The 23,076-nt window shown below is 67.5% G+C and carries 23 protein-coding genes and 1 tRNA gene; 19 read left to right on the top strand and 5 right to left on the bottom strand.

The annotated features are described in order from the left end of the window. Positions 1-25: 25 nt before the first annotated feature. The 3 genes from QWY76_RS14275 to speB all read right to left on the bottom strand — a co-directional run bounded on the left by QWY76_RS14275 (position 26) and on the right by speB (position 4,092). Positions 26-1,663 carry a 5-guanidino-2-oxopentanoate decarboxylase gene (locus tag QWY76_RS14275; RefSeq protein WP_290311966.1) on the bottom strand — a complete coding sequence of 546 codons (1,638 nt, stop codon included), beginning with the start codon at positions 1,661-1,663 and terminating at the stop codon, positions 26-28. Between the two features lie 10 nt (positions 1,664-1,673). Further along, the gene (locus QWY76_RS14270; protein ID WP_290311965.1) at positions 1,674-3,059 is read right to left on the bottom strand and encodes a YjiH family protein; all 1,386 of its coding nucleotides are present in this window, start codon (positions 3,057-3,059) and stop codon (positions 1,674-1,676) included. A gap of 82 nt (positions 3,060-3,141) precedes the next feature. Continuing rightward, entirely contained in the window at positions 3,142-4,092 is a 951-nt protein-coding gene (gene speB / locus QWY76_RS14265) for an agmatinase (RefSeq protein ID WP_290311964.1), read from the bottom strand. 172 nt (positions 4,093-4,264) lie between these two features. Between speB and QWY76_RS14260 the strand changes: the two genes are divergently transcribed. Both QWY76_RS14260 and QWY76_RS14255 read left to right on the top strand, forming a co-directional pair. After that, on the top strand, positions 4,265-5,722 hold the full coding sequence (locus tag QWY76_RS14260; RefSeq protein ID WP_290311963.1) for a sigma-54 interaction domain-containing protein: 1,458 nt from the start codon (positions 4,265-4,267) through the stop codon (positions 5,720-5,722). A gap of 100 nt (positions 5,723-5,822) precedes the next feature. Next, a complete protein-coding gene (locus tag QWY76_RS14255; protein WP_290311962.1) occupies positions 5,823-6,164 on the top strand; it encodes a YbjQ family protein in 342 nt (113 codons plus the stop codon). 59 nt (positions 6,165-6,223) lie between these two features. On the opposite strand, the gene QWY76_RS14250 is transcribed toward QWY76_RS14255, so the two are convergent. Both QWY76_RS14250 and ispB read right to left on the bottom strand, forming a co-directional pair. After that, positions 6,224-6,300, bottom strand: a tRNA-Pro gene (locus QWY76_RS14250). A gap of 86 nt (positions 6,301-6,386) precedes the next feature. Further along, complete coding sequence (ispB, locus tag QWY76_RS14245; protein ID WP_290311961.1) at positions 6,387-7,394, bottom strand: octaprenyl diphosphate synthase; 1,008 nt, start codon at positions 7,392-7,394, stop codon at positions 6,387-6,389. Between the two features lie 300 nt (positions 7,395-7,694). Here ispB and rplU point away from each other — a divergent pair, with 300 nt between their 5' ends. From rplU to QWY76_RS14160, 17 genes are all read left to right on the top strand, one after another. Beyond that, complete coding sequence (gene rplU, locus QWY76_RS14240) at positions 7,695-8,006, top strand: 50S ribosomal protein L21 (RefSeq protein WP_183384360.1); 312 nt, start codon at positions 7,695-7,697, stop codon at positions 8,004-8,006. 34 nt (positions 8,007-8,040) lie between these two features. Beyond that, positions 8,041-8,298: a 50S ribosomal protein L27 gene (gene rpmA, locus QWY76_RS14235; protein WP_097790539.1), complete on the top strand. Its 258-nt coding sequence runs from the start codon at positions 8,041-8,043 to the stop codon at positions 8,296-8,298. Between the two features lie 85 nt (positions 8,299-8,383). Continuing rightward, positions 8,384-9,571: an Obg family GTPase CgtA gene (cgtA, locus tag QWY76_RS14230; protein ID WP_290311960.1), complete on the top strand. Its 1,188-nt coding sequence runs from the start codon at positions 8,384-8,386 to the stop codon at positions 9,569-9,571. Positions 9,572-9,658: 87 nt separating this feature from the next. Continuing rightward, positions 9,659-10,753, top strand: a complete 1,095-nt coding sequence (proB, locus tag QWY76_RS14225) for a glutamate 5-kinase (protein ID WP_290312055.1) — start codon at positions 9,659-9,661, stop codon at positions 10,751-10,753. Between the two features lie 223 nt (positions 10,754-10,976). Then, positions 10,977-11,243 (top strand): 30S ribosomal protein S20, encoded by a 267-nt coding sequence (gene rpsT / locus QWY76_RS14220; protein ID WP_126485083.1) that lies wholly within the window; start codon positions 10,977-10,979, stop codon positions 11,241-11,243. A gap of 211 nt (positions 11,244-11,454) precedes the next feature. Further along, positions 11,455-12,978 carry a murein biosynthesis integral membrane protein MurJ gene (murJ, locus tag QWY76_RS14215; RefSeq protein ID WP_290312054.1) on the top strand — a complete coding sequence of 508 codons (1,524 nt, stop codon included), beginning with the start codon at positions 11,455-11,457 and terminating at the stop codon, positions 12,976-12,978. Positions 12,979-13,050: 72 nt separating this feature from the next. Further along, positions 13,051-13,668 (top strand): LemA family protein, encoded by a 618-nt coding sequence (locus QWY76_RS14210; protein ID WP_290311959.1) that lies wholly within the window; start codon positions 13,051-13,053, stop codon positions 13,666-13,668. 12 nt (positions 13,669-13,680) lie between these two features. After that, the gene (locus QWY76_RS14205; RefSeq protein ID WP_290311958.1) at positions 13,681-14,775 is read left to right on the top strand and encodes a TPM domain-containing protein; all 1,095 of its coding nucleotides are present in this window, start codon (positions 13,681-13,683) and stop codon (positions 14,773-14,775) included. A 91-nt stretch (positions 14,776-14,866) separates the two neighbouring features. Beyond that, entirely contained in the window at positions 14,867-15,892 is a 1,026-nt protein-coding gene (ribF, locus tag QWY76_RS14200; protein WP_290311957.1) for a bifunctional riboflavin kinase/FAD synthetase, read from the top strand. A 10-nt stretch (positions 15,893-15,902) separates the two neighbouring features. After that, the gene (gene ileS, locus QWY76_RS14195; protein WP_290311955.1) at positions 15,903-18,737 is read left to right on the top strand and encodes an isoleucine--tRNA ligase; all 2,835 of its coding nucleotides are present in this window, start codon (positions 15,903-15,905) and stop codon (positions 18,735-18,737) included. A gap of 10 nt (positions 18,738-18,747) precedes the next feature. Next, positions 18,748-19,275 carry a signal peptidase II gene (gene lspA, locus QWY76_RS14190; protein WP_290311954.1) on the top strand — a complete coding sequence of 176 codons (528 nt, stop codon included), beginning with the start codon at positions 18,748-18,750 and terminating at the stop codon, positions 19,273-19,275. A 72-nt stretch (positions 19,276-19,347) separates the two neighbouring features. Then, on the top strand, positions 19,348-19,809 hold the full coding sequence (fkpB, locus tag QWY76_RS14185; RefSeq protein ID WP_290311953.1) for an FKBP-type peptidyl-prolyl cis-trans isomerase: 462 nt from the start codon (positions 19,348-19,350) through the stop codon (positions 19,807-19,809). A 185-nt stretch (positions 19,810-19,994) separates the two neighbouring features. After that, the gene (gene ispH, locus QWY76_RS14180) at positions 19,995-20,948 is read left to right on the top strand and encodes a 4-hydroxy-3-methylbut-2-enyl diphosphate reductase (RefSeq protein ID WP_290311952.1); all 954 of its coding nucleotides are present in this window, start codon (positions 19,995-19,997) and stop codon (positions 20,946-20,948) included. Positions 20,949-21,117: 169 nt separating this feature from the next. Continuing rightward, positions 21,118-21,546 (top strand): type IV pilin protein, encoded by a 429-nt coding sequence (locus QWY76_RS14175; RefSeq protein ID WP_290312053.1) that lies wholly within the window; start codon positions 21,118-21,120, stop codon positions 21,544-21,546. Further along, positions 21,530-22,033 carry a GspH/FimT family pseudopilin gene (locus tag QWY76_RS14170; protein WP_290311951.1) on the top strand — a complete coding sequence of 168 codons (504 nt, stop codon included), beginning with the start codon at positions 21,530-21,532 and terminating at the stop codon, positions 22,031-22,033. The genes QWY76_RS14175 and QWY76_RS14170 overlap by 17 nt, the downstream gene beginning before the upstream one ends. Further along, complete coding sequence (gene pilV / locus QWY76_RS14165; RefSeq protein WP_290311950.1) at positions 22,026-22,466, top strand: type IV pilus modification protein PilV; 441 nt, start codon at positions 22,026-22,028, stop codon at positions 22,464-22,466. Before QWY76_RS14170 ends, pilV begins: the two co-directional genes overlap by 8 nt. Beyond that, complete coding sequence (locus QWY76_RS14160) at positions 22,463-23,065, top strand: prepilin-type N-terminal cleavage/methylation domain-containing protein (RefSeq protein WP_290311949.1); 603 nt, start codon at positions 22,463-22,465, stop codon at positions 23,063-23,065. The genes pilV and QWY76_RS14160 overlap by 4 nt, the downstream gene beginning before the upstream one ends. Positions 23,066-23,076 lie beyond the last annotated feature (11 nt).

Raw genomic sequence — 23,076 nt, 5'->3', positions numbered from 1 at the left:
GCCGGCCTCGGGGAAAGGGGAGAAGTCAGTCGACGACGGCCAGCCAGGCGTCGGCATCGATCTCGATCAGCAGGGGGCCGTCGGTGGGCCGGGTGGCCAGGGCATGGGCCAGCTCGGCGGGCGCGCCGACGCGGGTGGCCAGGCAGCCGAAGCCATGGGCCACGCTCAGGAAGTCCGGGGCCCGGATGTCGACGCCCAGGCGGGTGACGCCGGCGTCGTCCATGAAGCGGCGGATCTCCTCGTAGCCCTGGTTGTGCCAGAGCAGGATCACCACCGGCAGCCGTTCCTCCACCGCGCAGGCCAGCTCGCTGAGGGTGAACATGATGCCGCCGTCGCCGACCAGCGCGACCACCGGCAGGTCGGGCCGGGCGAGGCTGGCGCCCAAGGCCGCCGGCAGGCCGTAGCCGAGGGTGCCGTAGCCGGTGGAGGCGTTGAAGAAACGCCGCGGGGCCGGCTGGGCGACCAGGTGGTTGGCGGCGTAGGTGGTGGCGCAGGAATCGCCGACCAGGATGGCCTCGGGCAGGGCCTCGCGCAGGGTCGCGAACAATGGCATATAGACGGCGAAGGCCGGGTCCCGGGCCAGGTCCAGGGTCGCGTGGGTGGCGCGGGTGCGGGCGACCCCGTCGCGGGACAGGCGCACGCCGGCGAAGCGCGCCGCCAGGGCCTCCAGGGCCTGGCCGGCGTCCGCCACCAGGGCCAGGTCGGCGGCCTGGTTGCGGGCGAGCTGCTGGGGGTCGACATCCACCCGGATCAGCCGGCCGTCCAGGCGGAAGCCGTCGTCGAACACCACATCGTAGTCGGTCTCGCCGAGCTCGGTACCGATGGCCAGCACCACGTCGGCCTCCCGGGCCAGCGCACGCACCGCGGGCAGCGAGGCATTGGCGCCCAGGTCCAGGGGGTGGTCGCGGCCGAGCAGGCCCTTGGCGTTGATGGTGGTGACGGTGGGCGCATCCAGGGCCTCGACCAGGGATCTCGCGGCCTCGGGGGCGTCCACGCAGCCGCCGCCGAGCAGTACCAGCGGACGCTCGGCGCGGCCCAGCCAGTCGACGGCCTGGGCCAGCGCCGCCTCGGCCGGCGCGGCCGGCGCCAGGGCGCGGCGGTGCCAGGCGCGGGGCGCGCGCACCGGGGCCGCGAACAGGTCGATGGGGATCTCGATATGCACCGGCCCCGGGCGGGCGCCCTCGAACACCGCGAAGGCCCGGGCCAGGGTCTCCGGCAGGGTATCCGGGTCGAGCAGCGTCTGGCTGAAGCGGGCGACCCCGGCGACCAGCTGCTGCTGGCTCGGCAGTTCGTGCAGCCGTCCCTGGCCACGGCCCAGGGTGTCGCGACGGCTGACGCTGGAGATCACCAGCATCGGCACCGAGTCGGCGAGCGCCTGGCCCATGGCGGTGGCGATGTTGGTCATGCCGGGACCGGTGATGATGAAGCAGACCCCGGGCCGGCCGGTGGCCCGGGCGTAGCCATCGGCCATGAAGCCGGCGCCCTGTTCGTGGCGGGGTGTCACGTGGCGCAGGCCGCTCGCCTCACCGCCCGCCAGGCCGCGGTAGAGTTCCACGGTGTGCACGCCGGGGATGCCGAACACGGTATCGGTGCCGTAGGTGTCGCGCAGCAGGCGGATCAGCAGTTCGGCGCAGGTCATCGGTGTCTCTCCATTCAGGGGCATGGGGGTGTCCTCAGCCCACCAGCCAGTGGCCCATGACCACGATGATCGGCAGGGTGATGGCGGTGCGCAGCAGGAAGATGGCCACCAGCTCCCAGAGCTTGAGCGGGATCTTGGACTTGAGCAGCAGGGCGCCGATCTCCGACATGTAGATCAGCTGGGTCAGCGACAGGCAGGCGATCACGAAACGCGTCAGCTCGCTCTCGATGTCGCTGGCCAGCACCGCCGGGAGGAACATGTCGGCGAAGCCGACCAGGGTCGCCGGGGCGGCCGCCTCGGCCTCGGGCACCTGCATCCACTCCAGCACCGGCACCATGGGATAGGACAGCCAGGTGAACAGCGGCGTGAACTCGGCCAGCACCAGGGCCACGGTGCCGATGGCGATCACCAGCGGCAGCAGGCCGAAGAAGATGTCGGCGACGTTGAACAGCGAGAGCTTGGCGAGCCTGACCGGCCCAGGGGCCTTCTCGGCGCGAGCCACCGCGACGCCCAGGCTGTAGCGCAGCAGGTTCTGGTTGCCGGTGTTCTCTTCCTGGATCTGGCAGCCGACCGGCTCGTAGTAGCTGTTCGGTTTGCGTGACAGCGGCGGCAGCCGCGGCACGATGACGGCGGCGATGAGGCCGGCGACGACCACGGTGAGGTAGAAGGGCACGAACAGGTGATTGATGCCGATGAAGCTGGTCACCAGCAGCGCGAAGGCGATGGAGACGATCGAGAAGTTGGTGGCGATCGCCGAGGCCTCGCGGCGATTGTAGAAGCCCTGCTCGTACTGCTGGGTGGTGATCAGCACGCCGACGGTGCCGGAGCCCATCCAGGAGGCCGTGGCGTCGATGGCGCTGCGGCCCGGCAGGCCGAAAATGATGCGAAAGGGCGTGCGCACCAGGCTACCGATGAACTCCATGAAGCCGAAGTCGACCAGGAAGGGCAGCAGAATGGCGGCGAAGAAGAAGAAGGTCAGCAGCACCGGCGCCAGGTCGTTGAGCATCACGCCGCCGGTGAAGGAGGCGGTGATGATCTCCGGGCCGACCTGGAAGTAGGTCATCAGCGCGAAGAGGGCGCCGAGCGAGCGCATGACCACCCACAGGGGGGCCACGTCGAACAGCTCTCGCAGCATGCCCTCCCGGGCCCAGCCGGGCCGGGTGAGCTTGACGATGCCGGTCAGCAGCACCGACAGGCACAGCAGCAGAGTGGCGATGGCCGGCAGCGCCTCGCCGAGCAGGGCCTTGAGACCATCGGCCATCAGGCCCATGCCGATATTGATGGTGTCGCCCGTGGAGAAGGGCACCAGAAACAGCAGCACGCCCAGCAGGGACGGAACGAGGAACTTGATCAGCCCGTGGGGGCTGAGAGGCGCCCCCTCGGTGTTGATGTTGTCGGCAGAATCCAGATGGGAGGACATGGGGGTCTCACTCGTTGATGTTGTAGTAGTGGTCAGCGGTGGGCGCCCGTGACCGGGCGCTTGTGACGATGCCCAGAGGGCGTCAGTCGCGGCGCCGGACGCCGGGCAGGACGCAGAGCATCTCGTAGAGCAGGGTGGCGCCCATCAGCGCGGTGTTGCCGCTGGGATCGTAGGGCGGGGCGACTTCCACCAGGTCGCCGCCGACCACGTTGAGGCCCCAGGCACCGCGCACGATCTCCAGGCCCTGCTGGCCGGTGAGGCCGCCCATCTCGACGGTGCCGGTGCCGGGCGCCACCGAGGGGTCCAGGCCATCGATGTCGAAGGAGATGTAGACCGGCGCATCGCCCATCTGCTCACGCACCTCGGCCATCAGCGGTTCGAGCGACTTGTACCAGCACTGCTCGGCGGTCACCACCCGGAAGCCCTGGTCGCGGCACCAGTCGAAGTCGTCGGCGGCGTAGCCGGTGCCGCGCAGGCCGATCTGCACCACCCGTTTGCTGTCCAGCAGCCCTTCCTCCTGGGCGCGGCGGAAGGGGCAGCCGTGGGCGACCTCCTCGCCGAACATGTGCTCGTTGACGTCGGCGTGGGCGTCGATGTGGATCAGCCCGACCGGGCCGTGCTTCCTGGCGATGGCCCGCAGCAGCGGCCAGGTCAGGGTGTGATCGCCGCCCAGCGTCAGCGGCACGCAGCCGTGGGACAGCACCTCGTCGTAGTAGCGGGAGATGATGTCGAGGTTCTTGGGCAGGTTGAAGGTGTTGATCGGCACATCGCCGATATCGGCGACCTGCAGACTGTCGAAGGGCGCGGCGCGGGTGGCCATGTTGTAGGGACGCAGCATGCGCGACTCGTCGCGGATCTGGCGCGGCCCGAGGCGGGTGCCGGGGCGATTCGAGGTGCCGATGTCCATGGGCACGCCGATGAAGGCGGCATCCAGGCCGGCGGCACTGGTCTGGGTGGGCAGGCGCATCATGGTGGCCGGCCCGCCGAAGCGCGGCATCTCGTTGCCGCCCAGGGGCTGATTGAAGTCGCTCACGTAAGGCTCCGTCTCGCTATGGGTGTCCTGCATTTCGAAGCAGGAAACGTGCCAGCTTTTAACATGCTGATATAGAAAGGGTTTGTGTCTGAGTGATGCAGAAATGGATCGTTGCCTCGCCCGGGATGATACACTCCTGCATCAACGATCCACTTCTGTATCGGTAGGGCCCATGGGCGACATCGACATCGACAGCGATATCCTGCGCACCATCATCGACACCGCCCATGATCACTTCTTCGTGGTCGATGCCGACGGCCGCGTCCTCGACGTGAGTCCGGCGGCGGCGGCGGTCTACGGCATGTCCCGGGAGGCGCTCTGCCGGACCACCGTCCAGGCCCTGGAGGCCCAGGGCGTGCTCAAGCCCTCGGTGAGCCTCGAGGTGATGCGCACCGGCAAGCCGGCCCAGCTGATGCAGGTGACGGGCACCGGGCGCCGGGTCATCGCCCAGGCCCACCCGGTGTTCCGGGACGGCAGGCTGGCCGCCGTGGTCAGCCGCTCCATGGACCTCACCGACCTGCAGCTGCTGCAGGAGGAATACGCCCTGCTGCAGCGGCGCTTCAGCGATCACCTGCGGCGCAGCGGCGTCGCCGACGAGCCGGGGCTCGAGGCCGAGCTGGACGACCTGGAAGTGCGCAGCGGGGTGATGCGCGAGGTCGCGCTGCTGCTCAAGCGGGTGGCGCCCACGGACGCCACGGTGCTGATGCTCGGCGAGTCCGGCGTCGGCAAGACCGCCTTCGCGCGGCAGCTGCATCGCTGGAGCCGGCGCCAGGCCGGTCCCTTCATCGACGTCAACTGCGGGGCGATCCCGGAGAGCCTGTTCGAGTCGGAGATGTTCGGCTACCGGCACGGGGCCTTCAGCGGCGCCGCGCCGGGAGGCAAGGCGGGCCTGATGGAGCAGGCCGAGGGCGGCACGCTGTTCCTCGACGAGATCGGCGAGCTGCCCCTGGCGATGCAGACCAAGCTGCTCAAGGTCATCCAGGACAGCAGCGTCACACGGCTGGGCGATACCCGGCCGCGGCGCGTCGACTTCCGCCTGGTGGTGGCGACCAATCAGGACCTGGCGCGTCTCGTGGAGGCCGGCCAGTTCCGCCTGGACCTCTACTATCGCCTCAATGTCATTCCCGTGACGCTGCCACCGCTGCGCGAGCGCCGCGAGGATATCCCCGGGCTGGTCGAACGCCAGCTCAGGCGCCTCAATGACCGCTACGGTCGCGACAAGATCATGGCCCGGGATGTCTGGCAGCAACTGATGGGCCGGGACTGGCCCGGCAACGTACGCGAGCTGGAGAACTGGCTCGAGCGGGCCTGGCTGTCGGCGGCGGATGATGTCATCCGCCCCGATGGCCAGGACGGCACCGGGCATCCGCGTGCCGCGCCGGGCGGAGCGCCCAGCGTGGGCGCGAGCGGCCTGCTGACCACGGCGCCCGGCGGCGAGGATTTGCGCGGCGGGGAAACGCTCAAGGCGGCCCTGGCGCGCACCGAGCGGGCCATCCTGGCCGAACTGTGCGGCGAGCGGACCTCCACCTACGCGATCGCCGAGCGACTGGGCATCAGCCAGCCCAGCGTGGTGCGCAAGCTCAGGCAGCATGGCTTGCGGATCGCGCGAGGCGCATCGCCAGACGACTAGGGTCGCGTTGCGCAGCACCGCGCAAACCGCCTAATGTGAAGAGGTCCGCCGGAACCGCCGTGGGGCCGGCCCCGGTCATCTTGAGAAGAGGGAACCGCCGATGTCCGATCGCCTGCTGCTGACCACCTCGTCCCATCTCGAGGGCTATCGCGTCACCGAGCACCTCGATATCGTCTCGGCCGAGTGCGTGTTCGGCATGAACGTGTTCAAGGACATGTTCGCCGGCCTGCGCGACTTCTTCGGCGGTCGCAACAAGTCCTCCCAGGATGCCCTGCGTGACGCCCGCATCGCCTGTCTGGACGAGCTGCGTCGCGAGGCCGAGAGGCTGGGCGCCAATGCGGTGATTGCGGTGGATCTCGATTACAGCGAGATCTCCGGCGGCGGCAAGTCGATGCTCTTCCTGGTGGCCACGGGCACGGCCGTGAAGGTGGCAAGAGGCTGAGCGAGGGGGTAGGCAACGAAAAGGGCCCCGCGATCTCTCGCGGGGCCCTGGGTATCCGGTGGTCGGAGTAGCAGGATTCGAACCTACGACCTCTGCCTCCCGAAGGCAGCGCTCTACCAAGCTGAGCTATACTCCGATGCGTTGGGCTGTCGCCTCAACGGAGACGCATTATACGGATTCGTCATGGTGTTGCAAGCCCCGATTGGGGCGCGCAGCGAATCCTCAGTTGCGGCGATCCACGGCGAGACGGGCCAGCTCGGCCATGCTCTCGCGGAAGACGGAGTCGGGCAGGAGGTCGAGCTGGGCCAGGGCCTTGGCCGACATCTCCTCGGCCCGGGCGCGGGTGTAGTCGAGCGCGCCGGTGTCGTTGATGATGGCCAGCACCGCGTCGAGTTGTTCCAGGCCGCCCTGGCGGATGGCGCGGCGTACCACCTTGGCCTGCTCGGGCGTGCCCACGGCCATGGCCTGGATCAGCGGCAGGGTCGGCTTGCCCTCGGCCAGGTCATCGCCGACGTTCTTGCCCATGGCCTCGGCGTCGCCCTGGTAGTCGAGCAGGTCGTCGATCAGCTGGAAGGCCAGGCCCAGGTAGCGGCCATAGGCCTGCAGGGCGGCCTCCTGCTCCGGCGTGGCGTCGGCGATGATCGCGCCGCTGTGGGAGGCCGCCTCGAAGAGCATGGCGGTCTTGCCCTGGATGGTCTCGAAGTAGGCGGCCTCGTCGACGTCGGGGTTGCCGACGTTGGTCAGTTGCCGCACCTCGCCCTCGGCGATGGTGCAGGTGGCCGCCGAGAGCACCTCCATGATCTTCATCGAGCCCACGTCCACCATCATCTGGAAGGAGCGGGAGTAGAGGAAGTCGCCGACCAGCACCGAGGGGGCATTGCCCCAGGCGTTGTTGGCGGTGGCCTTGCCACGGCGCATGTGGGACTCGTCCACCACGTCGTCATGCAGCAGGGTCGAGGTGTGCATGAACTCGATAAGGGTGGCGAGCGTGACGTGGCGGTCGCCCTGGTAACCCAGCGAACGGGCGGCCAGCAGGACCAGCAGCGGACGCAACCGCTTGCCGCCACTCCCGATGATGTATTGCCCGATGGTCTCCACCAGGGGTACCCGCGAGGCCAGCTGTGTCAGGATGGTTCGGTTGACCGCGGCGAAGTCCTCGGCAACCACCGCATGGATGGGCGTGGCGGGGATGGCGGCGTCTAGCTGTGGCGACGAAGGGGTGGCTGGCATGGAGGTGGCATCGACAAGAAGGTGGGGGCCGGAACGGGGCGTCTTCGCGTGTCTGCGCCGGCCTGGGGTTGCCGGTCATGCTATGGGCACCCCGGGGGGGCGTCAAGGCAGGCGCCGTCCGGGCTTCGGCCCCGGCCGGTCTGTCGGCGAGCGGGGCGGATTGCGGGTTGTGTGGCGATGGCGGCGCGGTTATAATCCGCGACCCACTCATCTCGCTCCCTGTCAGATGGTTGCCGGAAGGGGCGCCACTCGAAGCAGGTCGATGAAGAGCCAACCCCGATGAGTACCGGAGAGACAAGCATGTACGCAGTTATCAAGAGCGGTGGCAAGCAGTACCGCGTTCAGGAAGGCCAGACTCTCAAGCTCGAGAAGCTGGAAGTGCCGACCGGCGACACCATCGAGTTCGATGAGGTCCTGCTGGTGGGCAGCGATGACGACGTCAAGGTCGGCGCCCCGACCGTCGACGGTGCCAAGGTGGCGGCCGAGGTCGTTTCCCACGGCCGTGGCGACAAGGTGACCATCATCAAGTTCCGTCGTCGCAAGCACAGCATGAAGCGTCAGGGCCACCGTCAGTGGTTCACTGAAGTCAAGATCACCGGGATCTCCGCGTAAGCGTCAGTTCCCCTGAACGAGCGAGGTATTTGCAATGGCTCATAAGAAGGCAGCGGGCTCCACACGTAACGGTCGCGATTCCGAATCCAAGCGCCTTGGCGTGAAGCTGTTCGGCGGTCAGGCCGTGACCCCGGGCAACATCATCGTCCGTCAGCGTGGCACCAAGTTCCACGCCGGCACCGGCGTTGGTATCGGCAAGGACCACACCCTGTTCGCCCTGGACGAAGGCGTGGTCAAGTTCGAGACCAAGGGCCCGAAAAACCGCAAGTTCGTGAGCGTCGTCTCCGCCTGAGACCGCCCGAATTTGTCGCGAGAAGGCCCCGCCATGGCGGGGCCTTCTTGTATCATGGCGGTATGCACCGCCAGGAGAATGACAGATGCAGTTCGTCGACGAAGCCTCGATCATCGTGGAAGCCGGCAAGGGCGGCAATGGCTGCCTGAGCTTCCGCCGCGAGAAGTACGTGCCCAAGGGCGGTCCCGATGGCGGGGATGGCGGCCACGGTGGCAGCGTCTACCTGATCGGTGACGATGCCCTCAACACCCTCATCGACTTCAAGTACCAGCGCTTCTACAAGGCGCAGAACGGTCAGCCCGGTCAGGGGCGGCAGATGAGCGGGCGGGCCGGCGACGACCTGCACGTCAAGGTGCCCGTCGGCACCACGGTGATCGACGAGGACACCCTAGAGGTGATCGCCGACGTCACCGAGATCGGCCAGGTCGTGCTGGTGGCTCAGGGCGGTCGCCGGGGGCTCGGCAACATCCACTTCAAGTCCTCCACCAACCGGGCGCCGCGTCGTACCACGCCGGGCACCGAGGGGGAGCGGCGCAACCTGCGCTTCGAGATGAAGGTGATGGCCGATGTCGGCCTGCTGGGGCTGCCCAACGCCGGCAAGTCGACGCTGATCCGCTCGGTCTCGGCGGCCAAGCCCAAGGTGGCCAACTACCCCTTCACCACCCTGGTGCCGAACCTCGGCGTGGTGAAGATCGGCCAGCACGAGCACTTCGTGATGGCCGACATTCCCGGGCTGATCGAGGGCGCCTCCGATGGCGCGGGCCTGGGGCTGCGCTTCCTCAAGCACCTGACCCGCACTCGGCTGCTGTTTCACGTCGTCGACGTGGCACCCTTCGACGAGTCCGATCCGGTGCAGGCCGCCGAGGCCATCGTCCACGAATTGGGCCAGTTCTCGCCGACGCTGGCCGAACGCCCACGCTGGCTGGTGCTCAACAAGCTCGACCTGCTGCCGGCGGAGGAGCGCGAGGCGGCGGCCGACGAGATCGTGCGGCGCCTGGGCTGGGAAGGGCCGGTGTTCCGTGTCTCGGCGATCAGCGGCGAGGGCACCGAGGCCCTGGTGCAGGCGGCCCATCGCTGGCTGACCGAGCAGCGCCAACTGGAGAACGAGGACGAGGAGGCCGCCGAGCGCGAGCGCGAGATGCGCCGTCGCATGGAGGACGAGGCGGTGGCGCGCACCGAGGCGCGGCTGGGCCGCAAGCGCAAGCGGGACGACGAGGATGACGACGACTTCGACGGCGATGATTACGATGTCGAGATCGAGTACGCCCCGTGAGGGTCGAAGGGAAGCGGTAGCCACGGTCGAGTCGAGGGAAGGATAGTGAGCAACGAGCAGGTACCCGGTCGCGAGGCCCTGAAGGCCATGCGGCGCGTGGTGGTGAAGATCGGCAGTGCCCTGCTGACCAACGATGGCCGGGGTCTCGACGAGGCCGCCATCGGCGGCTGGGTCGACCAGATCGCCGAGCTGCATCGGCGCGGCGTGGAGGTGGTGCTGGTATCGTCCGGCGCCGTGGCCGCGGGCATGGTGCGGCTGGGCTGGCAGCTGCGTCCCTCGGCGGTGCATGCCCTGCAGGCCGCCGCCGCGGTGGGCCAGAACGGCCTCACCGAATGCTACGAGGGCCACTTCGCCCGCCACGGCCTGATCACCGCCCAGGTCCTGCTGACCCATGACGACCTCTCGAATCGCAAGCGCTACCTCAATGCCCGCTCGGCGCTGCGCACCCTGGTGGACATGCGGGTGGTGCCGGTGGTCAACGAGAACGACACCGTGGTCACCGACGAGATCCGCTTCGGCGACAACGACACCCTCGGCGCCCTGGTGGCCAACCTGCTGGAGGCCGACGCCCTGGTCATCCTCACCGACCAGGAAGGGCTCTTCGATGCCGATCCGCGTCACGACCCGCATGCCCGGCTGATCGCCGAGGGACGTGCCGACGACGCCCGGCTGGCCGCGGTGGCCGGCGGCGGCGGGGCGCTGGGGCGCGGTGGCATGGCGACCAAGGTGCGCGCTGCCCGGCTGGCGGCCCGCTCCGGCGCGGTCACCGTCATCGCCAGTGGCCGCCAGTCGGCCGTGCTGCAGCGGCTGGCCGACGGCGAGCGGCTGGGCACGCTGCTGACCCCCGAACGGGCGCCCATGGCGGCGCGCAAGCGCTGGCTGGCGGGGCAGCTCCAGGTGCGCGGCAGCCTGACCCTGGATGCCGGGGCGGTGAAGGTGCTGCGCGGCAGCGGCTCCAGCCTGCTGCCGGTGGGGGTCAAGGCGTTGTCCGGCGACTTCGTGCGCGGTGACATGGTGCTCTGCGTCGACGAGGCCGGGCAGCGGGTGGCCAAGGGGCTGGTCAACTATGGGGCCGACGAGGCGCAGCGATTGCTGGGCCAGCCCAGCCATCGCATCGAGGCCATCCTCGGCTACATGGAGGCGCCGGAGCTGATCCATCGCGACAACCTGGTGGTGCTCTAGGCCAGTCATGACGCGGCCTGGCCCCACGGCGAGGCTGGCAAGCCGCCGGGTCGCGTGATAGGATACGCCATCCTCTCAGACACGGCCCGTAGCGACTGCGTCCCCGAGCCGCAGTCGGCCGGATGGCCAAGCCGACGGGGATTTCTCGATTTCCCTGTTGGATCAAACCGATATCAAAAGCCGCCCGAGTCGGCGGTGACAACTTTCTCCAAGGAGACAGTCAGTGGCTAACAGCAAGCAAGCCCGCAAGCGCGCCCGTCAGGCAGAAGGCCGTCGTGTCCTGAAGGCGAGCCAGCGCAGCATGGTCCGCACCTACATCAAGCGCGTCATCAAGGCCATCAACGGCGGTGACCACGCCCAGGCCATGGATGCCTTCAAGGCGGCGCAGCCGGTCATCGACCGTATCGCCGACAAGGACGTGCTGTCCAAGAAGAAGGCCGCACGCCTGAAGAGCCGCCTGAACAAGCGCATCAAGGCCCTGGCTGCGTAAGCGCGCCGGACGCCTAATGGGTGCCCGCGCCTGACGGGGGCACACCATCGAAAAACCGGCTGCGGCCGGTTTTTTTGTGCCCGATGATATCCCCACAGGTCTGGCAAGGAAGAGCGCGGTGACCGATCCCAATCCCCAGCAAGCCTCCGACCGCCCCCCGGCGACGTCCGACGAGTCGACCCGCGCGGTCGCCCCCCGCGGCGGCGGGCTGATGCGCTCGGGGATGATCGTCAGCGCCATGACCATGCTCTCCCGGGTGATGGGCCTGGCCCGCGATGTGGTGATCGCCGCGCTGCTGGGGGCCGGCCAGGGCGCGGATGCCTTCTTCGTCGCCTTCAAGGTGCCCAACTTCCTGCGCCGGCTGTTCGCCGAGGGCGCCTTCAACCAGGCCTTCGTGCCGGTGCTCTCGGAGTATGCCACCCGGCGCACCCGGGAGGAGGTGCGCGAGCTACTCGACGCCGTGGCCGGCAGCCTCGCCGCCGTGCTGCTGCTGATCACGGCACTGGCCATGCTGGCGGCCCCCTGGCTGGTGTGGGCATTCGCGCCGGGCTTCGGACGCGACCCCGAGAAGCTGGCGCTCACCGCCGACATGCTGCGCCTGACCTTCCCCTACCTGCTGCTGATCTCGCTGACGGCCTTCGCCGGCAGCGTGCTCAACACCTGGAACCGCTTCGCCGTGCCGGCCTTCACCCCGGTGCTGCTCAACCTCTCGCTGATCGGCGCGGCCCTGTTGTTGACGCCGCTGATGAGCGAGCCGGCCCTGGCACTGGCCTGGGGCGTGCTGATCGCCGGCGCGGCACAACTGCTCTTCCAGGTGCCCTTCCTGGCCCGGCTGGGACTGTTGCCGCGCCCCTGGCCGCGCTTCGCCCATGAGGGGGTGCGGCGCATCCTGCGGCTGATGGCGCCGGCCCTGTTCGGGGTCTCGGTGTCGCAGATCAACCTGCTGCTGGACACCGTGCTGGCCTCGCTGCTGGCGGCGGGCAGCGTGTCCTGGCTGTACTACTCGGACCGCCTGGTGGAATTGCCGCTGGGGGTGTTCGGCATCGCCATCGGCACGGTGATTTTGCCGGCGCTGTCCAAACGCCACGCCGAGCAGTCCGGCGAGCACTTCGCCGCCATGCTCGACTGGGCGCTGCGTGCGGTACTGCTGCTGGGCTTGCCGGCGGCGCTGGCGCTGGCGGTGCTGGCCGAGCCGCTGCTGATCACCCTGTTCCACTACGGCGCCATGACCGACCATGACATCGCCATGGCGGCGATGAGCCTGCGCGCCTATGCGCTGGGGCTGGTCGCCTTCATGCTGATCAAGGTGCTGGCCCCGGGGTTCTTCGCCCGCCAGGACACCAAGACGCCGGTGAAGGTCGGCATCATCGCCATGGTCGCCAACATGGTCTTCAACCTGATCCTGATCTGGCCATTGGCCCATGCCGGCCTGGCGCTGGCCACCGCACTCTCGGCCTTCCTCAACGCCGGCCTGCTGGGCTACCTGCTGCGCAAGCAGGGGGTGCTGGTCTTCCAGCCAGGCTGGGGGCGCTATGGGGTGCAGCTCGTCGGCGGCTGCGCGGTGATGGGGCTAGGGCTGGCCTGGCTGTCGCCCGGCTGGCAGGCCTGGCTCGACTGGTCGCTGTGGCAGCGGATCGGCTGGCTGGCGCTGCTGGTGGCGGCCGGCGCACTGGCCTACTTCGCCTGGCTGGCCGCCTGCGGCGTCCGTCTGCGTCACTTCCGGCTGCGAGGCTAGCCACTGCGCTCGCCTTTCAGGCCTGCCGGGAGCGTCTATGCTGGCTGAAGTAATGACAGCGGAGGACGCGGCATGGAGGAAACCCAGGGCAGTCGTCGTATCGATGGTGGCACCGTCCGCCTGCTGATCATCGTGCTGCTGGGGGCGCTGCTGATCGCCGTTCCCTGGTTGACCCATAACCGCCTGGTGGGCAGCGAGGAACGTGTGGCGGCGGCCTGGGCAGACGTCGAGAGTACCCTGCAGCGTCGCGCCGACCTGGTGCCGAACCTGGTACGCAGCGTCCAGCAGCACATGACCTACGAGAGCGAGACGCTGGTGCGGCTGGTTCGCGAACGCGCCGCCGCCCTGAGCGCCGCCCTGGCGACCGCCCGGGATGAGGCGGACCCTGCGCGGTTCGCCGGACTGGAAGCGGCGCTCTCCCGGGAGCTGGCCCGCCTGATGCGCCAGGCCGGCGAGCATCCCGCGCTGCGCAGCGGCGATCAGTTCCTGCGCTTGCAGGCCCAACTGGAAGGTAGCGAGAACCGCATCAATGTGGCCCGCCTGCGCTATAACGCGGCGGTGCGCGACTACAACGGCGCCCTGCGCGGCTTCATCGGGCGCTGGGTGGCGGGCTCGCTGGGGCTGGCCCCCCGTGACTACTTCGAGGCGCGGCCCGGGGCGGAGGAGCCGGTCCCCGTGGCGTTCGAATAGGAGGCGCCGGGCATGATCGACCTTCCCGGGGCGAATGGCCTGCTGGTCGGGCTCGGCCTGCTGCTGCTGAGCTGGCGGCTGGCCCGGTCGGGGCTCCAGCTGCCCGGATGGCTGGCGGTGCTGGCCGGTGTGCTGGTGGTGGGCGGTCTCTGGTGGGCCGGTGGCCCCGAGCGGGCAGCGGACGACCTGGCGCGAGTCGAAGACAGGGTCGACCTGCTTGACGAGGCGGAGCGCCAACGCCTGGCGGAATATCACGCCCTGCTGGCGGCCGACCACGCTATCGACTACCGGGTGGTGATCGACCGCGAGCTGGGCGATCTCGATCGCTTCGCCGTCGACTATGTGCGTCGTCATGGCGTCGGGGGGGATCAGGGCCGGGGTCTGCTGCTGGTGCTGGACGTATCGGCCGACCAGGTGCGCCTGGAGGTGGGGCATGGCCTGGAGGGGCAGTTCGTCGATGCCTTCGTCGCCTATCTGGAGGCGCGCCAGATGACCGAGTTCTTCGCCGTGGGGCGGGTCGCCGATGGTATCCTGGCCAGCACCGAGCTGATCGTGGCCCAGGCCCAGCAGGCCGAGGGCGAGCCGGTGCCGGCCATCGCCGGCAGTGGCGGTGCCGGGGCGCGGCTGCCGGCGCGTCTCGGCGAGGGGCGAGCGGTGCCCCGCGATGCTCGGGTGACGGTCGACGAGCGGGGCTTGCCCCGTGACGTGCTGGCGGCCTATCGGCGCGCCATGGCGGCGCGCAACGACAACCCAAAACTCGCGATCTACAGCCGTGCGACGCGCGATATGCTGGCGGACTGGGTGATGACCCCGGCGCAGATGGACACCATGGCGCGCAGCCTGGCCGGCTGCCCCGTGGCGCGTGAGCTGACCGATGCCGGGGAACGGCGTGCCGTGCTGCTGGCGCCCCTGGCCGAGCGCCAGTGCCCGCCCTACTTCCTGGTCCGCGAGGCGGACACCTGGCGCCTCGATCTGGTGGCCATGATGCGGGCCGTGCGCTTCGGCCGCGACAACAGCTGGCGGCTGGAGCACGAGGCACTCGGCCCCTATGGCTTCGGATTCGCCGGGATCCGCTTCGACTCCCGGGGCTTTCCGCGGACGCCGTAGGCAGATGCATGCCGATGTCCAGGGCGCGTCGGCTGTCAAGGGGCCGCCGGTCCGTTATAATCGATCCCTTTACCCACTCGCGATGACGCCCATGCAAGTGATTCGAGGACTGCACAACCTGCGCGACGAGCATCGGGGCTGCGTGGCGACCATCGGCAACTTCGATGGCGTCCATCGTGGCCACCAGGCGATCCTCGATCAGCTGCGCGAGCGGGCCCGCTCGCTGTCGCTGCCGGTTACCGTGGTGGTCTTCGAGCCCCAGCCCCGCGAGTTCTTCGCCGGCGACCAGGCACCGCCGCGGCTGACGCGGCTGCGCGACAAGGTCGAGCTGCTGGCCGAACTCGGCGCCGACCGGGTGCTCTGCCTGCCGTTCAACGACGGCCTGCGCGGCCTCACCGCCCGGGAGTTCATCGAGCTGGTGCTGGTCCGCGGGCTCGGCGTGCGTCACCTGGTGGTGGGCGACGACTTCCGCTTCGGCTGCGACCGCCTCGGGGACTTCGCGCTGCTGGAGGCGGTGGGTGCCGAGCAGGGCTTCGGGGTCGAGCACACCCGGACCTTCCTGATGGATGACGAGCGGGTCTCCAGCTCCCGGGTGCGCACCCTGCTGGCCAGCGGCAACTTCGCCCAGGCCGCGCGCATGCTGGGCCGCCCCTACCGCCTAGGGGGGCGGGTGGTGCGCGACCGCCAGCTCGGCCGCACCATCGGCGTGCCCACCGCCAACCTGCCCCAGCCCGCGCGCTCGCTGGCCCTGCAGGGCGTCTACGCGGTCACCGCCGCGCTGCCCGACGGGCGCTGTGTCGAGGGCGTGGCCAATATCGGCTGGCGCCCCACGGTCGGCAGCCATCGCCCGGTGCTCGAGGTCCACCTGTTCGACTTCGACGGCGACCTCTACGGCCAGCGCCTCTCGGTGCTGCCCTGTGCCAAGCTGCGTGGCGAGGTGAAGTTCGAGAACCTCGACGAGCTGAAGGCGCAGATCCATGCCGACCAGGCGCGTGCCCGACGCTTCTTCGCCGACGCCGCCGGCGCCCCCCTTCCTCTGGCATCGGCGCCGCTGGCGCGCGAGACCGTGACTTCCGATTCCTCGGCGGGGTTTCCCGCCGACCACGACGACGGCTGACCCCCAGGATATGAGCGACTACAAGCACACTCTGAATCTGCCAGAAACCGAGTTCCCGATGCGCGGCATGCTGCCCAAGCGTGAGCCCGCCCGGGTGGCGCAGTGGCAGCAGATGGACCTCTACCATCGCCTGCGCGAAACGCGTCGAGGCCGCGAGCTGTTCGTGCTCCACGATGGCCCTCCCTACGCCAACGGCAGCATTCACATCGGTCACGCCGTCAACAAGATCCTCAAGGACATCATCGTCAAGTCGAAGAACCTGGCGGGCTTCGACGCGCCCTATGTGCCGGGCTGGGACTGCCACGGGCTGCCCATCGAGCACAAGGTGGAGATCACCCACGGCAAGCATCTGGAGCCGGCGAAGGCGCGCGAACTGTGCCGCGAGTACGCCGCCGAGCAGATCCAGGGGCAGCTGTCCGATTTCGTGCGCCTGGGGGTGATCGGCGACTGGGACAACCCCTATCGCTCCATGGACTACGCCAACGAGGCCGGCGAGATCCGCGCCCTGGCGGAGATGGTCGAGGGGGGCTACGTCTTCAAGGGGCTCAAGCCGGTGAACTGGTGCTTCGACTGCGGCTCGGCCCTGGCCGAGGCCGAAGTGGAGTATGCCGACAAGCAGTCCGACGCCATCGACGTGGCCTTCTGCTGTGCCGAGAGCGACAAGCTGGCCGCCGCCTTCGGCCTCGAGGCGCTGGCCAAGCCCGCCGCCGTGGTCATCTGGACCACCACCCCCTGGACCATCCCGGCCAACCAGGCGCTCAACGTCCATCCCGAGTTCACCTATGCCCTGGTGGATACCGGCGAGCGCCTGCTGCTGCTGGCCGAGGAGCTGGTCGAGTCGTGCCTCGCGCGCTTCAACCTGGAAGGCGAGATCATCGCCACCGCCACCGGCCAGCGCCTGGAGCTGATCGCGTTCGATCACCCCTTCTACGAGCGTCGCGCGCCGATCTACCTGGCCGACTATGTCGCGGTCGACGAGGGCAGCACCGGTATCGTCCACTCGGCCCCGGTGCATGGCGTGGACGACTTCGAGTCCTGCCGTCGTTACGGCGTGGAGTTCAGCGACTTCATCAGCGTGGTCAAGGGCGACGGCGTCTACGTGGACGACCTGCCGTTCTTCGGCGGCCAGCTGATCTGGAAGGCCAACCTGCAGATCGTCGCCAAGCTCGACGAGGTCGGCGCCCTGATGGCCCACAAGACCATCACCCACAGCTACATGCACTGCTGGCGGCACAAGACACCGGTGATCTACCGGGCCACCGCCCAGTGGTTCGTGGGCATGGACCTGGCCGGCAGTGACGGCCGGACGCTGCGCGACAAGGCCCTCGATGGCATCGAGGCCACCACCTTCACCCCGGCCTGGGGCAAGGCGCGGCTGCACGCGATGATCGCCAACCGCCCCGACTGGTGCATCTCCCGCCAGCGCAACTGGGGCGTGCCGATCCCCTTCTTCCTGCACAAGGCCACCGGCGAGCTGCACCCGCGCACCGTGGCGCTGATGGAAGAGGTCGCAAGCCGCGTCGATCGCGAGGGCATCGACGCCTGGTTCCGCCTCGACCCCGCCGAGCTGCTGGGCGAGGAGGCCGCCGACTACGACAAGGTCACCGATACCCTGGACGTCTGGTTCGACTCCGGCACCACCCATCGCCACGTGCTGCGCGGCTCGCATCCCCATGGCCATGAGCAGGGCCCACGGGCGGACCTCTATCTGGAGGGCTCCGACCAGCACCGCGGCTGGTTCCACTCCTCGCTGCTCACCGGCAGCGCCATGGACGGGCATCCCCCGTACCGCGGCCTGCTGACCCACGGCTTCACCGTGGACGCCCACGGCCGCAAGATGTCCAAATCCATGGGCAACGTGGTGGCGCCCCAGGAGGTCATGGACAAGCTTGGCGCCGACATCCTGCGCCTGTGGGTGGCCTCCACCGACTACGGCGGCGAGATGGCGGTCTCCGACGAGATCCTCAAGCGCACCGCCGACGTCTACCGGCGGATCCGCAATACCTCGCGGTTCCTGCTGGCCAACCTCAACGGCTTTGACCCGGCGCGTGACGGCCTGGCCTTCGACGACCTGCTGGCCCTGGACCAGTGGGTGGTCGACCGGGCCGCCCAGCTGCAGGCGCGCATCGAGACGGCCTATGCGGAGTACCGCTTCCTCGACGTCTACCAGCAGGTGCACGGCTTCTGTGCCCGGGAGCTCGGCGGCTTCTACCTGGACGTCATCAAGGATCGCCAGTACACCACCCAGGCCGATTCCGTGGCCCGGCGCAGCGCCCAGACCGCGCTCTATCACGTCATCCAGGCCCTGGTGCGCTGGGTGGCGCCGATCCTCTCCTTCACCGCCGAGGAGATCTTCGAGCATATCCCCGGCCGCCGCGGCGACAGCGTGCTGCTCGAGGAGTACTACGCGGGGCTCGGCACCCTGGCCGCGGACGCCGACCTGGGCCGCGACTTCTGGGAGCAGGTGCTGGAGGTCAAGCAGGCCGTCAACAAGTGCCTGGAAGATGCCCGCAATGCCAAGATCATCAAGGGCAGCCTGGCCGCCGAGGTGACCCTCTACGTCGACGAGGCCCTGCAGGCGACGCTGGCCAAGCTCGGCGACGAGCTGCGCTTCGTGATGCTGACCAGCGAGGTCCACCTGGCGCCGCTGGCCGAGGGCGGAGACGCCGAGGCGACCGAGCTCGAGGGCCTGAGGGTCGCCGTGGCGGCCAGCGCCCACGCGAAGTGCGAGCGCTGCTGGCACCACCGCGAGGACGTGGGCCGCCATGCCGGCCATGACGACCTGTGTGGCCGTTGCGTGAGCAACCTGCCGGACGGCCCCGGCGAGAGCCGTCACTATGCGTGAGGTAGGCAGCATGTCGCAGACCCCGAAGGGCGCCGCCAAGGCGGCGCCCATGCACAAGCCGCTGCGCTGGCTGTGGCTCGCCGTGGCCGTGGTGGCCCTGGACCTGGGCACCAAGGCCCTGGCCTCGAGCCTGCTGGCCTACGCCCAGCCGGTGGTGGTGCTGCCATTCTTCAACCTGACCCTGCTGCACAACACCGGCGCGGCCTTCAGCTTCCTGGCCGACCACCCCGGCTGGCAGCGCTGGTTCTTCGCCGCAATCGCGGTGGGGGCCAGCGTGGGGCTGACGGTGTGGATGCGCCGCCTGAGGGCCGACGAGAAGCTCCTCGGCGGCGCCCTGGCGCTGATCATCGGCGGTGCCCTGGGCAACCTCTACGACCGGCTGGTGCACGGCTATGTGGTGGACTTCCTGTCCTTTCATGTCGCCGGCTGGTACTACCCGGCCTTCAACGTGGCGGACATCGGCATCACCCTGGGCGCCATCGGGCTGATCTGGGAGTCGGTGTTCGGCGAGCGTCGCCGGGCCCGGCGCGGCCACTGAGGAACCCGAGGCGCACCGCGTCATCCAAGCCACCAGCCCCACGCGACCTTCACCACAGCTTCGAGAGAGCACATGAGCGACCAACACGCGCAAGGCCATCGCATCGACGAGGGCATGGAAGTCACCCTGCACTTCACCCTCAGGCTGGAGGATGGCACCGAGGTGGACTCCACCCGCGACAAGGCGCCGGCCACCTTCCAGCTCGGCGACGGCAACCTGCCGCCGGGCTTCGAGCAGCCGCTCAAGGGCATGGGCGCCGGCGAGTCCGGCAGCTTCGAGATCACCCCCGAGCATGGCTTCGGCCAGCACAACCCCCAGAACATCCAGATGCTCAAGCGTGAGGAGTTCGACAGCGACACTCCCGAGGTGGGCATGGTGATGTCCTTCGCCGATGCCGCCGGCGGCGAGCTGCCCGGGGTGATCAAGAGCGTCGACGACGAGCAGGTCGAGGTGGACTTCAATCATCCCCTGGCCGGGCGTACCCTGACCTTCGAGGTCGAGGTGATCGACGTGAAGCCCGCCACGACCCACTAGGAAAACACCGACTTCCTGCTGCGCTCGATATCCTGGCCGCCGGCGGTACTCGAAATCCTCATTTACTGCCGTGTAAACTCCGGATTCTCCGTTCCGGCGGCGGCCAGCCTATCTTCGCTCGCGACGGAACTCAGCGCTTTCCAGCTTTTCACAGGCAGATGCTCGAGCATCAAGGCAAGGCAATCATGCAAATCAAGCTGGCCAATCCCCGTGGCTTCTGCGCCGGCGTCGATCGCGCCATCGATATCGTCAACAGCGCGCTGGACGTCTTCGACCCGCCCATCTACGTGCGCCACGAGGTGGTGCACAACCGCTTCGTGGTCGACAGCCTGCGCGAGCGTGGCGCGGTGTTCGTCGAGGAGCTGCACGAGGTGCCGGATGACGTCATCGTCATCTTCTCGGCCCATGGCGTCTCCCGGGCCGTTCAGGAAGAGGCCGAGCGGCGTGGCCTGAAGGTCTTCGACGCCACCTGCCCGCTGGTCACCAAGGTCCATATGGAGGTGCTGCGCTATGCGCGGCGTGGCCAGGAATGCATCCTCATCGGCCACGAGGGCCACCCGGAGGTGGAAGGCACCATGGGACGCTACGACACCTCCCATGGGGGCCAGATCTACCTGGTCGAGGACGAGGACGACGTGGCGCGCCTCAAGGTCAAGGATCCGAGCCGCCTGGCCTTCGTGACCCAGACCACGCTCTCCATGGATGATACCGCCAGGGTGATCGATGCCCTGCGCGAGCGCTTCCCCGAGATCGCGGGGCCGCGCAAGGACGACATCTGCTACGCGACCCAGAACCGCCAGGACGCCGTGCGCGAACTCGCGGCCGACTGTGACCTGGTGCTGGTGGTGGGCAGCCCCAACAGCTCCAACTCCAACCGCCTGCGCGAGCTCTCCGAGCGCGTCGGCACGCCGGCCCACCTGATCGACAGTGCCGAGCAGGTCGATCCGACCTGGCTGGAGGGCGTGAACGCGGTGGGGGTCACCGCCGGCGCCAGCGCCCCCGAGGTGCTGGTCAAGGGGGTGATCGAGCGGCTGCAGGCGCTCGGCGCCAGTGCGCCGGAGGAGCTCGCCGGCCGCGAGGAAACCATCACCTTCTCCATGCCGCGCGAACTCCGCGAGCGGGTGATCGCCAGCGACTAGCCCTGTGCTACTGCGGCCGTGGCGCTCAGCGGGCACCTCAGCCTTTCGTAGGAGCGAAAAAACCGGGCAGACGCCCGGTTTTTTTGTGACCATTGGCTGTCGCAAACGACGATGCTGATACATACTGAAACAAACCGTGACGTAAGCAGGGGAGATGCGCCGCGTGACCATGACCCGCACACGACCCCGTCCCAAGGGCCCTGAAGACCATGCCCGGCGCCAGGCCGGCTTCACGCTGATCGAGCTGATGATCGTGGTGGCGGTGATCGGGATCCTCGCCGCCATCGCCTATCCCAGCTATACGCAGTATGTCCAGAAGGCTAGAAGAGTTGATGCAATGTCATCACTAACCGATATCGCTAGTCAGCTCGAGAGATGTTACACAGTGAGTAGTGACTATCAAGCGGCAAATTGTCCAAGTGGAACGAGTGTTGATTCTGAAGAGGCGTATTATTCTATTAATATTTCAGCCTCCACAGCAAGCTATACCTTGACCGCGACACCTCAGAGTGGGAAGTCTCAAGCTTCCGATACTGGCTGTAATAGTATGACACTAAATAACTTGGGTGAAAGAGAGCCTGATGAATGCTGGGAATAAAATAAGCCGAGGGTTCACATTAATCGAGTTGCTGGTAGCTATCGCTGTTGTGGTAGTGCTGGCTACTGTTGCTGTGCCAAACTTTCAAAGCCTGATCGCACAAAATCGGCTAGAGGCAGACTATTACCAGGTTCTGGGGGGCTTACGCTATGCTCGTACTGAGGCCTTGAAACGAAGAGAGCCAGTGACGGCCATCATTACCCCTGATGATGATGGTGCAGGATGGAGGCTCGAAGTCAAGCTGGATGATGGAACAAATCTGGGAGCTATCGACTGTACCAGTACTGCAGATGCAAATTGCCTAATGGTTCGTGATCATGACGACTCCTTGCCGGCCTTGTCCATCACCAACTCGAGCGTGACATACAATGCTCTGGGAAGGCTGACGGCCGGGGCAAGCATCCAGATGGATATCACCCATGATAGCGATACACAGCAAGTCTGTGTCGAAATCTCGGGAAACGTAGTGGGGCGTAGTTGTGCGTAAATCTTTCTGCAAGCTACCGCAGCTTGGGTTCACCCTCATCGAGGTGTTGATCGCCGTATTGGTAGTGGCCGTGGGAGTGCTGGGCTTGGCTGCCATGGAACTGAAGGGATTGCAATCCTCAGGTGTAGCTTACCAGCGCACCTTGGCGACGGCCGCCGCTCAGGATGGTGTGGAACGACTGTGGGCTGAACTCTGGAGCGATAACACAATTTGCCCTGCTCCATCCGATGTTACTGGTGACTGGTACGCCGCCTGGAACGACATCCTTGAAGACATGGAAGATAGTGGTTCTGTAATTGAGCAGCCTGATGCCGCCTCTAATCCGTGTCTTTATCAGGTTATCGTGCAGTGGAGCGAGGGGCGGTTCTCTGATGAGACGGACACAGCGAGACTCGTCTACCGGGCGAAGCTGCCAGGAGGGGTGGCTCCATGAAATCTGATCGTCCGAAGTCGCAGCGGGGCTTCACCTTGGTGGAACTTATGGTCGCCTTGGTCCTCGGCCTCCTGGTCGTTCTGGGTGTGTCACAGATTTATTTGTCGACACTGCAGTCTTCCCGTGCGATTACCGATGTAGCGGCTAGGCAGGAGGTGGTCAGTTATTTCAGCCATGTGGTGGGTAACGAGGTAAGAGCCTCTTTAACTGCTTACCCGGTCAGTGGCGGGGGCGCGACGGATAGCGCAGGTAATCTGCAGATTAACTTTACGGGTGATGCTGCAGATCCGCCTTTCAGTGACCTGTATTGCCCGGGGACGGAAGCTCTCGAAGCGTTGGAGTATTATACTGAGACCGATGCAGGGCTCGGGGAAAGCTTCCTGGTCGTTGTGCCATTCTGCTCTGTGAGTGGGAATATAGGTGCTCAACGAGTTTTGTCTGGAGTCAATGGGTTGGTGTTTGAACGTAGTGCAAATGATCGCTTTGTCGATGTCTCCTTGACGCTTTCCAATTCTGACAACACCTTCTCGAGTGCGACGGAGGCAAAAAATACATTAAAGTTGCGGCTGGTGAGTCATTCAGTCTCTATTTTTGACTAATTGCCTGGGTT

The sequence above is a fragment of the Halomonas maura genome (assembly GCF_030409305.1).
Taxonomy (GTDB): Bacteria; Pseudomonadota; Gammaproteobacteria; order Pseudomonadales; family Halomonadaceae; genus Halomonas; species Halomonas maura.
The sequence above is the reverse complement of the archived record's forward strand: the minus strand, read 5'-3'. Positions and strand labels throughout refer to the sequence as shown.

What these genes read in the sequence shown, in the direction of transcription:
- ileS (WP_290311955.1), top strand. Translation starts at nt 15,903, where the DNA reads ATGAGCGACTACAAGCACACTCTGAATCTGCCAGAAACCGAGTTCCCG.
- QWY76_RS14175 (WP_290312053.1), top strand. Translation starts at nt 21,118, where the DNA reads ATGACCCGCACACGACCCCGTCCCAAGGGCCCTGAAGACCATGCCCGG.
- rpmA (WP_097790539.1), top strand. Translation starts at nt 8,041, where the DNA reads ATGGCTCATAAGAAGGCAGCGGGCTCCACACGTAACGGTCGCGATTCC.
- proB (WP_290312055.1), top strand. Translation starts at nt 9,659, where the DNA reads ATGCGGCGCGTGGTGGTGAAGATCGGCAGTGCCCTGCTGACCAACGAT.
- QWY76_RS14210 (WP_290311959.1), top strand. Translation starts at nt 13,051, where the DNA reads ATGGAGGAAACCCAGGGCAGTCGTCGTATCGATGGTGGCACCGTCCGC.
- rplU (WP_183384360.1), top strand. Translation starts at nt 7,695, where the DNA reads ATGTACGCAGTTATCAAGAGCGGTGGCAAGCAGTACCGCGTTCAGGAA.
- QWY76_RS14255 (WP_290311962.1), top strand. Translation starts at nt 5,823, where the DNA reads ATGTCCGATCGCCTGCTGCTGACCACCTCGTCCCATCTCGAGGGCTAT.
- cgtA (WP_290311960.1), top strand. Translation starts at nt 8,384, where the DNA reads ATGCAGTTCGTCGACGAAGCCTCGATCATCGTGGAAGCCGGCAAGGGC.
- ispB (WP_290311961.1), bottom strand. Translation starts at nt 7,394, where the DNA reads ATGCCAGCCACCCCTTCGTCGCCACAGCTAGACGCCGCCATCCCCGCC.
- ispH (WP_290311952.1), top strand. Translation starts at nt 19,995, where the DNA reads ATGCAAATCAAGCTGGCCAATCCCCGTGGCTTCTGCGCCGGCGTCGAT.
- QWY76_RS14260 (WP_290311963.1), top strand. Translation starts at nt 4,265, where the DNA reads ATGGGCGACATCGACATCGACAGCGATATCCTGCGCACCATCATCGAC.
- QWY76_RS14270 (WP_290311965.1), bottom strand. Translation starts at nt 3,059, where the DNA reads ATGTCCTCCCATCTGGATTCTGCCGACAACATCAACACCGAGGGGGCG.
- lspA (WP_290311954.1), top strand. Translation starts at nt 18,748, where the DNA reads ATGTCGCAGACCCCGAAGGGCGCCGCCAAGGCGGCGCCCATGCACAAG.
- QWY76_RS14160 (WP_290311949.1), top strand. Translation starts at nt 22,463, where the DNA reads ATGAAATCTGATCGTCCGAAGTCGCAGCGGGGCTTCACCTTGGTGGAA.
- murJ (WP_290312054.1), top strand. Translation starts at nt 11,455, where the DNA reads ATGCGCTCGGGGATGATCGTCAGCGCCATGACCATGCTCTCCCGGGTG.
- QWY76_RS14205 (WP_290311958.1), top strand. Translation starts at nt 13,681, where the DNA reads ATGATCGACCTTCCCGGGGCGAATGGCCTGCTGGTCGGGCTCGGCCTG.
- fkpB (WP_290311953.1), top strand. Translation starts at nt 19,348, where the DNA reads ATGAGCGACCAACACGCGCAAGGCCATCGCATCGACGAGGGCATGGAA.
- ribF (WP_290311957.1), top strand. Translation starts at nt 14,867, where the DNA reads ATGCAAGTGATTCGAGGACTGCACAACCTGCGCGACGAGCATCGGGGC.
- QWY76_RS14170 (WP_290311951.1), top strand. Translation starts at nt 21,530, where the DNA reads ATGAATGCTGGGAATAAAATAAGCCGAGGGTTCACATTAATCGAGTTG.
- QWY76_RS14275 (WP_290311966.1), bottom strand. Translation starts at nt 1,663, where the DNA reads ATGCCCCTGAATGGAGAGACACCGATGACCTGCGCCGAACTGCTGATC.